General features: G+C 34.0%; 15 protein-coding genes. 12 read left to right on the forward strand and 3 right to left on the reverse strand.

The genetic code is table 11. The features are described from left to right. Window positions 1-61: 61 nt before the first annotated feature. Together X953_RS01695 and X953_RS01700 are read right to left on the reverse strand one after the other, a co-directional pair. Window positions 62-340, reverse strand: a complete 279-nt coding sequence (locus X953_RS01695) for a hypothetical protein (RefSeq protein WP_040954090.1) — start codon at window positions 338-340, stop codon at window positions 62-64. Then, entirely contained in the window at window positions 333-1,304 is a 972-nt protein-coding gene (locus X953_RS01700; RefSeq protein ID WP_040954091.1) for a ParM/StbA family protein, read from the reverse strand. The genes X953_RS01695 and X953_RS01700 overlap by 8 nt, the downstream gene beginning before the upstream one ends. Before the next feature lie 434 nt (window positions 1,305-1,738). Here X953_RS01700 and X953_RS01705 point away from each other — a divergent pair, with 434 nt between their 5' ends. The 7 genes from X953_RS01705 (at window position 1,739) to istB (ending at window position 7,493) form a co-directional block, all read left to right on the forward strand. Continuing rightward, window positions 1,739-2,221, forward strand: a complete 483-nt coding sequence (locus X953_RS01705; RefSeq protein WP_040954092.1) for a hypothetical protein — start codon at window positions 1,739-1,741, stop codon at window positions 2,219-2,221. Between the two features lie 154 nt (window positions 2,222-2,375). Further along, complete coding sequence (locus X953_RS01710) at window positions 2,376-2,594, forward strand: hypothetical protein (protein ID WP_040954093.1); 219 nt, start codon at window positions 2,376-2,378, stop codon at window positions 2,592-2,594. A gap of 99 nt (window positions 2,595-2,693) precedes the next feature. Continuing rightward, on the forward strand, window positions 2,694-3,101 hold the full coding sequence (locus tag X953_RS01715; RefSeq protein ID WP_052350013.1) for a four helix bundle protein: 408 nt from the start codon (window positions 2,694-2,696) through the stop codon (window positions 3,099-3,101). Between the two features lie 2 nt (window positions 3,102-3,103). Continuing rightward, window positions 3,104-3,460 carry a hypothetical protein gene (locus X953_RS01720; protein WP_040954094.1) on the forward strand — a complete coding sequence of 119 codons (357 nt, stop codon included), beginning with the start codon at window positions 3,104-3,106 and terminating at the stop codon, window positions 3,458-3,460. 262 nt (window positions 3,461-3,722) lie between these two features. Then, window positions 3,723-4,718, forward strand: coding sequence for an AraC family transcriptional regulator (locus tag X953_RS01725; RefSeq protein ID WP_040954095.1), 996 nt, complete (start codon window positions 3,723-3,725; stop codon window positions 4,716-4,718). Window positions 4,719-5,188: 470 nt separating this feature from the next. Next, a complete protein-coding gene (istA, locus tag X953_RS01730) occupies window positions 5,189-6,733 on the forward strand; it encodes an IS21 family transposase (protein WP_052350014.1) in 1,545 nt (514 codons plus the stop codon). After that, a complete protein-coding gene (istB, locus tag X953_RS01735) occupies window positions 6,726-7,493 on the forward strand; it encodes an IS21-like element helper ATPase IstB (RefSeq protein WP_040954097.1) in 768 nt (255 codons plus the stop codon). Before istA ends, istB begins: the two co-directional genes overlap by 8 nt. 157 nt (window positions 7,494-7,650) lie before the next feature. On the opposite strand, the gene X953_RS01740 is transcribed toward istB, so the two are convergent. Continuing rightward, window positions 7,651-8,349, reverse strand: coding sequence for a hypothetical protein (locus X953_RS01740; RefSeq protein ID WP_040954098.1), 699 nt, complete (start codon window positions 8,347-8,349; stop codon window positions 7,651-7,653). Window positions 8,350-8,737: 388 nt separating this feature from the next. On the opposite strand from X953_RS01740, the gene X953_RS01745 reads away from it, so the two are divergent. The 5 genes from X953_RS01745 (at window position 8,738) to X953_RS01765 (ending at window position 15,919) form a co-directional block, all read left to right on the forward strand. Next, window positions 8,738-9,430, forward strand: coding sequence for a recombinase family protein (locus X953_RS01745; protein WP_232217759.1), 693 nt, complete (start codon window positions 8,738-8,740; stop codon window positions 9,428-9,430). A 92-nt stretch (window positions 9,431-9,522) separates the two neighbouring features. Next, complete coding sequence (locus X953_RS01750; protein WP_040954099.1) at window positions 9,523-10,368, forward strand: heteromeric transposase endonuclease subunit TnsA; 846 nt, start codon at window positions 9,523-9,525, stop codon at window positions 10,366-10,368. Then, on the forward strand, window positions 10,352-12,481 hold the full coding sequence (locus X953_RS01755; RefSeq protein ID WP_040954100.1) for a Mu transposase C-terminal domain-containing protein: 2,130 nt from the start codon (window positions 10,352-10,354) through the stop codon (window positions 12,479-12,481). The genes X953_RS01750 and X953_RS01755 overlap by 17 nt, the downstream gene beginning before the upstream one ends. Beyond that, entirely contained in the window at window positions 12,465-14,078 is a 1,614-nt protein-coding gene (locus tag X953_RS01760; RefSeq protein WP_232217760.1) for an AAA family ATPase, read from the forward strand. Before X953_RS01755 ends, X953_RS01760 begins: the two co-directional genes overlap by 17 nt. Beyond that, window positions 14,075-15,919, forward strand: coding sequence for a TnsD family Tn7-like transposition protein (locus tag X953_RS01765; protein ID WP_040954101.1), 1,845 nt, complete (start codon window positions 14,075-14,077; stop codon window positions 15,917-15,919). Before X953_RS01760 ends, X953_RS01765 begins: the two co-directional genes overlap by 4 nt. The last annotated feature ends 146 nt before the right edge of the window (window positions 15,920-16,065 follow it).

Raw genomic sequence — 16,065 nt, forward strand, 5'->3', positions numbered from 1 at the left:
ATGTTTAAGGGGTTAAAATAGTTATATAAATAAAAAGGACCTAGGTGGTGGTCCTTTTATACTAGAAGAGATCCATGATTATTTCTTTGTCGGTTTCATCTATAAAGTCAGCGACCTTATTAGAATCCTTATCCTCCATTACGTATCCATCTTCTTTTATCCTCTTAATTACATACTCATATATTCTTTCAAGCTCTGGTTTATCAGCAACCCTCATATCACTTCGAATAAGCTCTCTTACGTATGCACTGAAGTTTTGAGTTTTTTTCTTCTCCCCAACAAATCGAAGTAATTCATGATCGTTGGGCAAAAAGCTAACCGTGTACCTCACCTTAGCCATTTTTAACCTCTAGGATTTTGAGGAAGGATAGACAGTTGGAGTATTGAGGGTTATCCATGATGAGTGCGTGAGGAAACTCCTGCTTGATGTACCTTCTAAGGGTAATTGATCCACCGCCAACAAAGTGAATGTCATTCATGTTAAAAGTGTAACCACGGGATTTGGCGAATTGGACTATTTGTTGAAGGTGTTCTAACTTCATTTCCTCTATCATTACTTTGCTATCTTCATAGATTTCACCTTTACTAGCAAAGTAACCACGTCTTAGCACTTGTTCTAAATCATCTGAGGAAACAGTCATTCCGTATCGTTCGTTAATGACCTTTCCTATTTTGCCTTTCAATACATTCATACCTAGGTCTGAAACAATCATGGTATTTATTTGGGGTTGAATTCCTTTGAAACTACAAAGGGTAGTGTTCAAGCCCCCCACGTCGATAATCGTTGTATTTTTATTTTTGTATTCATCTGCCTTAGCATAAATCTCTCCCATTCCTTCAAAAGCCAATGTGACATCTGACAATTCTATGGAATATGCATTCCCATTGACCATTAGGTGAATAGTATGTCCACGTTTTTCTACCATCTGTTTAAAGTTTTCCTTTTGGATGGAATCCTTGTAGGTTGTAATAGGAACATTTACACCTAAACGAATATCTACATTAATAGAGGCTTTTGCTTTTTGGAGGAGTTGAGTAATAGCTGTGTAGATAGCTAATTGGTGAATTCGAGAGGCTTTGTTTAAGGAGAAGTCTGAGTAATCCTCTGAAACCATATCGCCTAATAGGTACTCATTTCCATAGTATTTTACATGGAAAGAATTTGGAGATATATCCATACCGAGTCTTGACACTTGCTGCATTTTAGTACGGAAGGTTGTTGTGTAGGTATTCCCCTGGTATTTCCCTATGGCCTTGGTACTGTATTTACCGCAGTCTAAGGCTATTTTTATTGTTTCCTTCATCTTAACCACTTCCTTTTCTTTTATAGATTTAACAACTTATACTATGCGGTGCTTTCATAAATATAAGAGAAAATCATATAAGTAATGTTTGAGCTGGTATGATATTTTCATATAAATAGGAAAAAATAGAAATAAATAATAACAGGGGGTAGAACATAAGAATTTTGCACTATAAGAAATATCAATGTAAGATGATAATACACCAAGTAACAACAACCACTAAATCCTTCTATTTTCTACTATATTTACCTACGTTCCTTCACCTCACATAAGGATTGACTTTCCGAAGAAATGAAAAATAGAAAGCAAGATTCATTAGTTTTTGACTAGAACATAGTCAAACCAAAAAAACTATTTAAAGCAGTGAAAAGATAATAGAATTGGGTTATCAATGAGAAAAACAATAATTTATGACAGAAAAGGAGACAAAAAGGATGAAATCTAACTACAAATCTATGAATGAACAAACTACTCAAATAGTAAGCGAAGAAATGACTCTAAAGGAAAAAATGAATTACCTTACAATTCAATCACGAAATAATTTTGAGTATGTACCAATCTTTATGCAAGTGAATCCACATCTGAATAATAAAGATGTAAAGTATTTTGTGGAAAATGATGAAGCTGTTAGAGGATGCCTTCTCTATGACTCGAATCTATATAGTAAGCAAGATGGTGATTGGGGGAGAAGTAGACAAATCTTTATAACAAAAGAAGGTAGTTTTCTATACATTGACACAATAAAGGAAGCCTATTTCTGCCAAAAGTGTAACAAAGAACATTACAGGCTAAATCACCACATCTCCGCAAAAGGGTATTTTAATTTACGAGAAATGCTTGTCGTGTATAATACACTTTCTCGGAAACTTAATAAAAAACCTCTATTCAATGATAACCCACCAATGTTAAGTGAATAACTTCAAATACACCAGACACCACATTTTCCCAGCCACATTACAGTTCCTAAGTTAACAGTTATAACCATTAGACCAACCACGAAGATCATTTTTTTCATACCACGTGAATTCAGGTCTATAATGAATTAACAATTGAAAGGAGGTGATAAGAAGAATGAATGAAACTGTTGAAAAGACACAGGATGAATATCGTGATTTTAGAGAATCGATATCATACTGCATCTTTGATATTGAATCAAAATTAGTCCAGCTTGCCGAAGAAGGTAGGATCTGGATGATTCAAGGGATGAAGGATCTTACTGAATCCGAATTAATCCTCATCAACCACTATTTGTCTGATAAACGAGAACTGCAGATTTACGACTTTGTTTAATTCCACGTAATTCCCCAAAAGCCCTCTAATGAAACACTTCAGAAAAAGGTAAATCAAAATTCCAAACCAATCAAAATCAAAATTTAGGAGTGATGTTTTATGCAACTGACGAAAAAAGATGTATCTAACCCAAGAGAACAGGAGGTTTATAAACGAGCATTACGGTTTAGAAGAGACATATATGCAATAGTAAAGGATTTTCCTAAAATTGAAAAATACAATATGTGTGACCAAATGCGTCGTGCTTCAGCCAGTGTACCTGCTAATTTTAGCGAAGGCTATCGCAACCATTATTATGGTAAGGAGCGTGATCGTTTGAACACAGCACTCGGTAGTACAGCTGAAATTCAGGCTTTTCTGGATATGGCCATCATGGAAAATTATATTTCAGAGGAACAATATCGTAAGCTAGACGACGATGCGGAAGTTATTTTCGGTATACTATTAGCTCGGATTAAGGAAATTGATAAAGTCTTAGAAAAAGAAGGGCAAGGAGAGGAGGAATAGACTTGACGATTGAAATTGATAGATTTCGAAAGTTAAATCTATATAAACAGGCAATTAGATTTACACATCAGGTCTTAGATTGGACAAATGAGAATCTGGATGAAATTGGTCGGAAAGAATGCGTTTGGATTCGTAAGATGGCAATGGATATTCCCAGAAGTATAGCAAAAGCCGCTGCAGAAATTAATGTAAGAAACAAATATAAAAAGCTCAATCGTGGTAAAGAGGCTCTTCAAAAAGTAGTGCCAGTGTTGAAACACTATGGAATGGATGATAATGATCTTTCTGTTGAACTCCTGAAATTGTTTAATGGCTATTTCGGGCTACTGAACAGAAAGAAGAATGCTAACAGAGGATAAAGGGAATTTCCTTTATCCTTCTGTTCTTATATCTAATGTTATGGAGATTGATGTAGAATAAACTTTAAAAGTTGTGTATGGTTTTATCTTGATGCTAAATTACTGTGTTTCTTGCTAATTTTAAGGGTAGTTATTATAATAAAGTTAAAGTGAAATATAAAAATTAAGTGCCATTGACTAAAGGATAACTAAGGTTAAAAAAAACCTTTGCATACCTTTGAATATAGTCAATGGCACTTTTTTGCATTAAGGAGGAAATTTAATGAGTGACAAAGTTCAGTTAATAGTAGATTACATTGATAAGCATTATCACGAAAATCTAACTAATGATAAAATTGAGGAACTAGTATCAGAGTCAATCGAGACTTTTGAGAATAGGTTCCAAGCAAGGTCTGGCATGAGGTTTGTGGTTTATAAGCTACGTAGGCAGTTAACCTTGATCAAAGAAGAAAAAGTGAAATCTAATCTTTCAATAGATGATATGGATGTCTCCCCTTTTGAAAACCAGTTAATTTATTCCTTTTATTTTCAATGTGAATTTGCTATTTCTTTAGAGGCTGCAATTAAGCATGAGCATCTTTCTCTTCAGCCAAAGTACGGGTCACTAGAGTGGAAAAAATATGATGTGGTGATATCCGATCTACTTAGAGAATATAAACCAAATGACGCATTAAGGTTCTTACTTTCTTTACCTCCTTGCTATTTGAATGCATCAGATCAACTTAGTTTTTATACTGAGGATAAACCTAGAATAGAAAATGAAAGATCTTATCCTAAATTTCCAGAAGTAGAGGATCCTATTGGGAAATTAAGAACAATGTATACTTTAGAAAATGATTTATTAATTAGGGATTCGAAAAAACGTTCAATTAGATATGCTATTGTCAACAGGAATTTAATTTATAAATTGATTCTCGAATATGAGGCGAAAATAGAGTATTCACCGTCGGATTTGAAAACCATAATGTCCTCTTTACGTGAGAGAAAAGTACGATTTAACAAGGAGTTACCAGTGGTTAAAGAAAGTATAATTAGGGCTTTACATAGCCTGGATTTAGAAGATGACTTATGTGATACATTTGAAGAGCTACGACAACGGATTGGTTTGGACTATAGTAAACCAAAAAATGAAAGGAGGGAGGGGCAAGAGGGATACCCAAGAGACTATTTTTTTGAAAATCTGGAAATGGAAAAACTTATAAAAGAGTTAAATGAGTTGCTAATTCAAGGATTAGTGTATCTAAAGGGAATAGAATAAAGTTGAAGAGGATTAATGAATAATCACTGGGAGTTTATAGAAATCCCTCTTGGGTGGGAAAATACTTTATTAGTTTAGTGACTTGAGCATATACAAACATTTCTTGATGGCCTCCCTGCTTGTATTATATAATTAAAAGTTTTCTATTGAAAACTTTACAGAATCAGGATAAGGAGAGTTTATCTCTTTATCCTTTCTTTTTTGGATAAACAAATATATGTACTGAAGTACAATTTGACTTTAAAATTTGCTACAAATGTACCTTAAAAAGTTATGTATACAGATTAAGGTTGCTTATTTAGTTTTGAACAAGTGAGAGGAAGCATTCTTATGTTTATGAAAATCTTGTTCTATCTACATATGTATATGGTAACTTAAAAGTGAGCCACCATAGCAATTGAAAACTGAACCACTTTTGATCGAAAATAACCCTAATGACATATTAGGGGGAAACATCAGGAGTGATTTTATTGAAAGAGAAACAGACGATTATAAAGTTATATTTGAAGGGCTTGAGCAAAAGAAAGATTGCCAAGGAGACAAAAAAATCCAGAAATACAGTTAATAAATACATAAAAGAATTTGAGAAAAGTAGAAATGAGGATGTTCGTAATCTACCGATTACTGAAGATATTATAATGCCACCTACATATAAAAAAAGAATTGGTAGGAAAAGGGTATTAACTGATGAGATTAAAAACTTATTAAGGGGCTATATTAAAGAAAATGAGTGGAAAAGAAACCACTATATGAGTAAACAGCAAATGAAGATGATAGATATGCATGAGAGCTTACTTGATGCCGGATATACTATAAGCTATTCCACTGTAAGGAATTTTGTAAATGAGGAAGCAGCAAAAACAAAGGAAGTTTTTATTAGAAGATATTGTGAACCGGGATATGAAGTTGAATTTGATTGGGGGGAAGTGAAACTAGAGATAGATGGGAAGATTAGGAGTTATTCACTTGCGGTATTTACTTTAGCACATAGTAATTATCGTTTCGCAGGGCTTTATCAGTCCGAATCACAAGTTTGTGTATTAGATGTTCATACAAAATTTATCGAGCACGTTGGCTTTATCCCTTCGGTATTTACATATGACAATATGCGAACAGTTGTAAAATCATTTATTGGAACAGAAAAGACAATCACGGATAGTATGATCAATCTATCTAACTACTATCAATTTAAAATTCGTCTATGTGAGCCAAGAAAAGGTAATGAAAAAGGGCATGTAGAACGAAGTGTTGAGTTTATACGACGCAAAGCATTTTCATCACAATACTCTTTTACTGACATAAAAGAGGCTGAAGATCATCTTTCGAGAACGTTAAAAAGACTAAATGAACGACATCACCACGAGCATAAAGAAAAGCACGTTAACTTAATGAAAAAAGAAAAGTCAGTCTCAAAATTAGCAGCAATGGCCCCATTTGACATAGCTGAATTGGTTGAATGTCGAGTGGATAAATATAGCACAATAGTTATCAAACAAAATCATTATTCTGTACCAGAAGGACATGTAGGAAAATATATCAAAGCAAAAGTAGGAGCTAGGAAAATTAAATTATTTATCGAAGGAGAACTAGTGGCAGAACATCCACGAAACTGGGGATTACATCAATGGGAAATGAATATCTACCATTATTTAAAAACATTCCAAAAGAAAAAAGGTGCCATAACTCAAAGTCAAAGTTTTAAGCAGGCACCAACACAAATTAAAAAATTATACAACAATCATTATATAGGAAAAGAAAAAGAATTCATAGAGTTACTCCTCTATATCAAAGAAAACAATAACTTAGATAGGGTCATGAAGGCTGTAGAAGAATTGAATTCTATTCGATTAGGATACGTAAATACGGAAAGAATTTTATTCATCTGCGAGCAATCTACTCCTGAAGGAGTAAGAAGATATAACCCTGATGAAACAATGAATCAATCAGAAAGCAACATGAGAGCTTATGCGAATATGTTTAATCAAATCGATGAAGGAGTAACTAATTATGGATAAAAAGCAGCAAATAATTGAGATTTGTAAAGAACTACGTTTACCGAGCATTCGAAAAATGGTTCAGGATGAAATAGATTTTAAAGATCCTAAACAAGCCTATGAGGTTTTATTACAGGTTCTTTTACAGGAGAAAAGTGATCGATTAGTACGTGCAAAACAAAATAGAATCAGAGCAGCTAATTTCCCACAGAAAAAGCTGTTAGAGGAATTGGTGGTAGATGCTTTACCAGATCAAGCTAAGCAAAAATTACCACTTCTAAAATCATTGGATTTTATTAATGAGGGCCAAAATGTCATTCTTACTGGATCACCAGGGACGGGAAAATCGCATATTGCTTTAGGGCTAGGTATGGAAGCGTGTTTGGCCGGATATAGGGTATTTTTTGCGACAGTACCATCATTAATTAACCAACTTAAAGAACATCGTTCTGAGAGAACACTTCGATCATTTGAATTAAAATTTGAAAAATATGACTTGGTTATTCTCGATGAATTAGGCTATATCTCATTTGATAAAGAAGGTGCAGAATTATTATTTTCTCACCTATCATTACGTGCTGGAAGGAAATCAACGATTATTACAAGCAACCTGTCATTTTTAAAATGGCAGGAGATTTTCTATGATCCAGTATTAACTGCAGCATTAACAGATCGTTTAACACACAAATCGCATGTATTAAATATGAATGGCCCTTCTTTCAGAATGAAAGAGACCGAGGAATGGATAAAAATAAGTTCTGATAAAGTGGCTCAAAATTAAATTGCGAAATGGCTCACTTTTCAGTTGCGAAATACATACATAACTTAGAGAAGTTATTAATGGAATATGTGCAAGGTATTTTTGCAAGTAAAGTATAAAAGAGGCAGGTGTATTTGATATAGCTACCTCTTAAAAAAACTACATACATTCGTCTTGTTTAAGAATTTCCTAATGGAAATTGGCTCCTTAGTTTATTCATGTGCTCTTGAACGGATGAAATTACACCGAGCGGTTGTTTGTTTATATCTACTTTGACATAAGCATTGTTACTTCTATCGACATAAGAAGGAGTGTTCCTATTATTATTTATCTGTATTTGATAAAAACGATTATAGTCTCTAATAAATCTAATTCGTTCAGGATTCCGGTATATCTCCTCATATACATAAACAACGGGTTCAATATTTAGATCATTGTATCTAGCCATCCTAAAAAGTTGACCATCAAAAAAGATAAAATGAATATAGTTCCTTACTTCGATTGGAAGAGTGTCATAAGCAATTAAAGAATCAAAATTTATATTGAAAACGTTGTCCTTCGATGTCTTTAGTTCTATTAAATGCCAGATGCCATTAAGATCGACTATAACATCTCCTACCTTACGAATAAAGTTTTCATTATGGATCTGAAGTGTAAACTTTTGAATTAATGTGCTATAAAAAGTATTGCGGTTAATTGCAACATTCCATATTTCATCAAGCTCTTCATTAATATCAGTTGGCTGATTTCTTAATAAGTCTCTTAAAGAGGACATTTCTGAGTCCACAGGATAAAGCGGTGCTTTAAAAAAATGGTAATTGTTATTGATTAGGTATTGTAAGACGTTATCATGATAAATGGATCGCTCAAAGCTCATAAGTACAACCCCCTATTTTTTATAATTCTATTTTACTATAAATACTAGAACTATTTTTTTAATCTTGTACCCTTACAAAGAGGAAAAAAATAGTTAGAACTCCCGACAGTACTGGCTTAGAAACAGTTATCTATAATTGCATAAACTAAGTGATATAAATTAAAACAATGCAGAAAATCATGGTATGATGGTCAATCTGAATAAATTCTGATTCAGGCACCTACACCATGAAAACCACCAATAGCCAGCACTAAAATCCTAAAATAAAAGTTGGCGATTTATTTTTTATAAATATCTTTAACAAAGACTGTGATATTGGTGTCACAAAAGCATACTTTTTGGGAATGTATAAAAAAGTGTTCCAAAACATTGTGATGTTACTTTTGGAATGTTTCAAGGCCTTCACAGACCTTTAGGGACCATTTATAATAGTAATATACAAACATACATTCTGCAGGAGGAGATTGAAATAAAAATAGGTTATTGTAGGATTTCTCACAAAACGCAAAATGAATCACGACAGATAAAAGCCTTAGAAGAACAAAATGTAGAAAAGATCTTTCTGGATAAATTAAGTGGGAAGGATAAGAATCGACCACAGTTACAAGAAATGCTAAGTTTTATTCGAGAAGGAGATACTTTAATTATTGAGTCCATTTCAAGATTAGCCCGTAACACAAAGGATTTTCTGGAGATTGTTTATGACTTAACCGAAAGAGGAATCGAGGTTGTTAGTTTAAAGGAAAACATTGACACTTCTACTCCCCAGGGCAAATTCATTTGTACCATATTCGGAGCTTTATATGAACTTGAAAGAGATAGTATTAAGCAACGCCAATTAGAAGGGATTGCAATTGCTAAAGAAAAGGGGGTTACATTTGGAAGACCGGTAATTCAAATAGATGAAAATTTTATGCGAGAGTACAAACGATGGAAAGAAGGTAAACAAACTGCAGTTTCAACTTACAAAAAGTTAGATATTAGTCGTACATCTTTTTATCGTAAAGTAAAACAGATAGAAGGGAGCCAAAATATGAATCAAGAACAACTTAATAGTAAAGAAATTACCACAATTTCTTAGTCGTTACTGTAAAAAAAACAAGGGTTTTTGACTGCAGGAAATGACTTGGAGATTGTGGTTTTTGTTTCCCTTGTCGTATGGGGTGAAAACAATTGATTAGAGAGTGGAATGAATCAACAATCAATAGATTCCTTAAAGAAAAACGTGGGCAGGGAACTGGAAAAGACTATAAGCCTTGGTTGCTTGTTCAAGATATTTCAAGTAGAGCTAGATCTACTCGTATATTTGGTAATACTACGCAAAGAGTTCATCAACTTCTGAGTGACTTACAGCTTTATTATTTCAATTTCTTAGAATTTGATGAGGAAGTTATCGACATACGTGAACAATATCCTTCACTAGATTTTCATGATTTGAATATATCAGTGGATGAGAATCTAGCAAAGAAACTGTTTGATTCGAATACTAAAGTACCGCATATTTTCACGGTTTCATTCTTGATAACAAGAAAAGGCGATGATGGAAAGCCATTTAATCAAGTAAGAATAATTAAACAATCGCAAGAATTGGAGAAAAAGGCTACCATCCAAAGGATAGAATTGCAAAGGCGGTATTTTGATAAGAAAGGGATTGAGTTTGGCATCGTAACAGAAAAAGAAATCAACAAGCAGTTAGCCAGAAATATTGGTTGGGCATTGAATGCGTATGATATTCAGGATTACCCGGGCCTAATTTCTAATTTGGAACTTATAAAATTAGATATGTTGGAGTATTTGTCGGATCCTTCCGATACCTTTCAGAGAATCTTTAGTAGATTAGAAAAGACATTTCAATTAGATGAAGGCTTGGGATTGATTCTATTTAAACATTTGATTGCTACTAAGGAAGTAAAAATGGATCTGAATAAGAAAATTTATTTAACAAATAAATTAGCTGACTACCAGGTGGAAATTTCGGAAAAACAGAGTGGTGAAGAAAAATATGCAATTGGTAATTAATGATTTGCTACAAAGCAAGGGAAATCCAAATGTTATTGAAAGAGTAGTTTGGATTGATAAAGAACGTCAGCTTTGTTTCCTAATTGATATTCGTCAACCGTCATTTCCTCATATTATTGAGGAAATACCTAACTTGAAAGAAGCCTTAAAGAGTGGTGATTTTGTAAAGATTGATAATGATCCGTGGGTTTTCCATGTAGATGAGGACGATTTATCCGAAACAGAAATAGAAAAACGTGATAAGGCATGGGATATCATTAATCATATCTATATAACTCCTGACATTTTTATACCGAAACGGAGATCGGAGTTAATAAAAATAGCGAGTAAGAAGTTTGGAGTCAGCACAAAAACAGTTCGCCATTATTTAAAGAGGTTCTGGTCAAGGGGGATGATTAAAAATGCTCTTTTACCTGACTATTATAGTTCTGGTATTCAGCAATCGGGAGAAAGAATCTATTCAAAAAAGACTGGAAGGCCAACAGTTTATTCTTCCACTATCAAAAGAGCATCAATAAATGAAAAATGGAAAAAGATCATAAGAGTTAGCTTAGAAAAGTATTACTTTATCCGGTCAAAGCCATCATTAAAGTACGCTTATCAGCAAATGGTAAAAGAATATTTCTCCAAAGTGGATGAAAAAACAGGTTATAAAGTATTGGACATTGATAAGCCTATTATTTCATATGACCAATTCTATTATTGGTATCGCAAATGGTATAAGCCAGAATATGCCATCCACAAAAGAGAAGGTAGAAGGGATTTTTTGCAAAACTATCGTGCTATAACCGGTTCTGCAACAGAAGATGCAATGGGGATAGGTACATATGCCATTGATGCAACCATTGGTGATATATATTTAGTTTCCTCACTGGATAGAAATACAGTAATCGGCCGTCCGGTGATATATTTGTGTGTCGATATTTTTTCCCGTGCTATTGTAGGCATCGGAGTGGGGATTGAGAATATGTCAGGGCACTCTTTGAGAGTTGCACTTGCTAATACTTTTGAAAATAAAAGAGACTTTTGCAAAAGAACGCTTGATATGGAAGTTGGCGATGAAGATTGGCCGGTGCATTACATACCACATACCATCTTGGCGGATCGTGGGAGTGAACTAATATCCGATGAATTGACACAAGTAGTAGAAAACTTAAATATTAAAATTCAAAACGCTGGAAAATTCCGTCCGGAGCTAAAGGCCGTTAATGAAAAATACTTTGATATTCTCCAGCAACATATATCCCCGTTCCTGCCAGGAGCCGTTCAAAAGGATTACATGAAACGTGGGGGGCAAGACTACAGAAAGAAGACAGTATTAAACTTACAAGAATATTCGCAGATATTGGTACGCACCATTTTATATTATAACAATCATAACTATTTATCAGACTATCCTTTATCAAACGATATGATTGAGGAAAAGGTTCCTCCTATACCGATTGAGATTTTTAAATGGGGACTACGTAAAGGAACAGGAATGCTGAGGACAATGTCTTTAGATGCAATTAGGAGTAATGTTTATCCAAAATCACAAGCAAATGTGACTCCAAAAGGAATACACTTTGGTGGACTCTATTACACATGCTCTAAAGCTGTCAACGAACGTTGGTTTTCTAAAGCCCGTATTCAAGGTAACTGGAAGTTGGATGTATCTTATGATCCTCAAAGTGTAGCAAATATATATATTCGAATCGATAGACAGAATTATGAAGTATGTTCTTTGATTGAACAATACGAAATGTATCGGAATGCAAAAATGGAGGAAGTAATTTCCCTGAAGGAAAGTAGGAAACAGCAAGAGGCTGAATATGAAGAGGGAAGCCTTAATGGAGCCATCCAACTAGCTCAGGATATTGAATCAATCGTGAAACAGGCGAAGAAGGAAGCGAAAGATCAATCTCTAAATGGTAAGGTTCCTAAAGGTATAAAGAATATTAGAGAAAATCGAGAAAAAGAGAGAGCGATATTGATAAGTGAAAAACAAACAGAGGCGGCTCAAAATCACACTGGAAAGCAACAAAACAAAGCAAATCCTGATAATGAATCGGGAAAAGTGCTGAATATTTTCCGTAAAAAACAAAAGGAAGTGCTTTATGATGGAGACAATTAAATTAGATAATGGAACCCAAGCTCAAGTTGCCGAATATAGAGAACAAGAGTTATTGGAATATCAGGGCAATCCTCTTATAGAGGCTTTGCCACCAATCTATTCTCAGGAGGAAGTCATTGACCGCCTAAGCATATATCCTCCATATAATAAGGAAGAAAGATATTTGAATGACCATCAGAGAGTTCATCTAATTTCAAGATTGCTGCATTATTTTCAAGCCATTCCCATCCATCTAGGAATTGAGTCATCAATATCTAGGTTGATTAGAACTGGTTATACCTATCGCAATCCAGTAAATTCTACTTATGCACAGAGTTTTGTGGATAATTGGAATAATATACAAAATAAATCTTTTGATAAGTCTATTATTCAGACAGGCCAGACATTAAGTATTATAGGGGTTTCAGGTGTAGGAAAAACCCGAACTTTACAGAGGATATTGCAAACTATTCCGCAAGTTATTTCTCATGTTTCGTATAAGGGACAAGCCTTAAATCACTATCAAGTAACTTATCTAAAAATCGAGACTCCTTTTGACGGTTCTGTAAAAACTATTATTTACGATTTTATGTATCAAGTCGATTTACTTCTAGGATCCAACTACTTTAACAGATATGTCAATAGTCGTTTGTCAACAAGTCAATTAATGCCTATCATGGCTCAGATTGCCAAAAGTATAAATCTTGGCATGCTATTTTTAGATGAGTTACAGCATTTAAAGGGTATAAAAAGCTCTAGTTCAACACAGATACTAAATTTTTTTACAGCATTAATCAATACAATCAATATCCCCCTTATTATGGTTGGGACCCCAAAGGCAATGGATGTTTTACAATCACAGTTTAGACAAGCAAGAAGGAGCACTAATATGGGGAACATCATGTGGGATCGCTTTGAAAAAGATGCTATTTGGGATTTATTTGCTGAGGGAATGTGGAAATATCAGTGGACAAAAGAGGAAGTACCTTTTACAGAGGAATTTTCTTCAACTCTATATTACGAATCCCAAGGAATTGCTGATATCGCTATAAAGATCTATATGATGGTGCAGCTACGTTCCATTAGTAGTGGTAAGCAGAAAATCACTTCTACATTAATTAAACAAGTGGCTCAAGAAGAATTGAAAATGGTCCAACCCATGTTACAAACTTTGAAAAGTGGAGATTATAACAAACTAGCAAATTACGATGACTTGATGCTACCAAATATGGAGGACTTTATTGAACAGGAAAGAATTATTGTAGATCAAAAGCAGGTTATGGATTCAATTCAAGAAGGAGTAAAACGAAAAAGTGAACAAGAAAAGTTGATTGATGATGCTGTTTTCCGATTGGGGATGCTTGGATTTAATAATGATGTTTCTATTAAGGCCGTACAAAAAGTTGTTTCAGAGAATAATCAATTAAGGGAAGTATCACAAATCGTAAAAGATGCTTTTCTCCTATTAAATAATAATGAAAAAAGTATGGATAAAGTATTAAGTAATGACCTAAGAACCATCATAAAAAAAGGGAAAGAACAACAAATAACTGCGTATCAAGCATTACTAGATGCTGGAGTAATTAAGCAGGATTATCCTGAGCGTGATGTTTCATGATTATACACTTCCCAACCCCATATCCCGATGAACTTTTATACAGTATTATTGCACGTTATCATATCCGATCAGGAAATGTCTTTTGGAAACACACATTGGAAGATTTATTCGGAAAAAGGACGATAAGTGCATCAGTATTCTTACCATCGGGTATCGGCTCTTTAGTTCGCCATTTACCTAAAAACACGACATTGAATGAACAAATCCTTATAGAGGATCACACAATGTACCCATTCTATACAGTGTTTTTACCAACAGAAAAGGCTCAGGCTATTTACGATTCTATGTTAAGTGATGATGGTAAAAGTATTTACATGCAATCGGGCATTATGGCTAGTTCCATTCCTCAAAATAGGTTTTTGAAATATTGTCCTGCCTGTGCAAAAGAGGACCTTTTAATGTATGGGGAGCTATATTGGCACCGACTACATCAGTTACCAGGGAATATGATATGTACAAAACATGAATTGTGGCTAGAAAATAGCAAAGTACCAGTAATACCTGCAAATAAACATGCTTTCGTAATACCAAATTCGAACAATTGCGATTTGAATAAAATGAGAACAGTTAGCGGAGATTTGCTCGAATGTCTGAAGGATGTTCTTGTTCAGGTAGATAAATTATTCGCTAGTAAGTTTGAAAATAAGACCTTTTCTCATTTTACAATGTATTATCGACATCACTTGAATAGGAAAGGTTTTGCAACTTATAAAGGTAGAGTGTATCAAGAAGAGTTGCATGAAGCATTTTTTAAGTATTACCCTGATGAATTATTGAAATTACTAGATTTGGAAGTTGTGCAAGGTAATTCATGGTTGGCAAATATCACCCGTAAACACAGAAAATCATTCCATCCATATTATCACATACTCCTACTGAACTTTCTCGAATTGGATGTTGAATCAATGTTTAATAAGGAATTTTTTGAGGCTAATCCTTTCGGTAAACCCAAATGGCCTTGTCTGAACGTTGTGTGTTCCGAGTATAAGAAGAATGTTATTGAAGAACTTACTATTAGAAGTTGCGAGAAAACCAAGAAACCCATTGGGAGATTCACTTGTCCGAGTTGTGGTTTTTCTTATACAAGGAAAGGGAAGGACCAAGAGCAAGACGATCGGTATAAGTATACTCGTATTATGGATTTTGGCTATCTATGGAAAAGGGAGCTCCAATCTTTATTAGAAGAAAATCTAAGTTATCGGGAGATTGCTCGTAGATTAAATGTTGATCCTGGAACGGTAATTAAATATGCCAATAGAAATACAAATGAAACTAAGGTTAAGAATAATAATCATCATTCAAATAAAATCGGGTCAACGGAACTAAATCGTCAAATTTGTATACAGTTACAGCAAGAACATCCAAGTTTATCTAAAACAGAGATGAGAAACCAGGTTCCTTCAACTTACACCTTTTTATATAGACATGATAGGGAATGGTTAAACAAAAACTCACCTAAACTGCGAAAACCTAAGAGTAAAGATGAACGGGTAGATTGGCAGAAAAGAGACCAAGAAATACTAAAGAGTGTTAAAAAGGCAGCAAAGAAATTACAAAATAATATTGGCAAATCGAAACGAATAACCGTTAAAAGTATTGCGGATGTAATTGGAGAAAGAGCTTTATTGGAACAACATTTGGACAAGATGCCTAATACTAAAAAGTTTATAGAAGATGTATATGAATCAGAAAAGGACTTCCGTTTACGAAGAGTAAAGTATGTGATTGATGAAATGAGGGAAAATGGAGAAGAAATTAAAGTTTGGAAGGTGCTAAAAAGGGCCGGGATTAAGAAACAATTCTATCTAGAGGTAAATGAGTACTTAGATAGTTACGATTAATAAAGTAATACATCTTTTTTAAAACATTCTATACTATGATGTCAAACGGTGAGAAAACGTGAAAAACCGCATAAAACTCAGGGCATTTTACAGAGATATTGTCCTGAGTTTTTAGTACTTAGTAGACATTTACATTGAACTCCAAA

The sequence above is a fragment of the Virgibacillus sp. SK37 genome (assembly GCF_000725285.1).
In the GTDB taxonomy this organism is placed as follows: domain Bacteria; phylum Bacillota; class Bacilli; order Bacillales; family Amphibacillaceae; genus Virgibacillus_Q.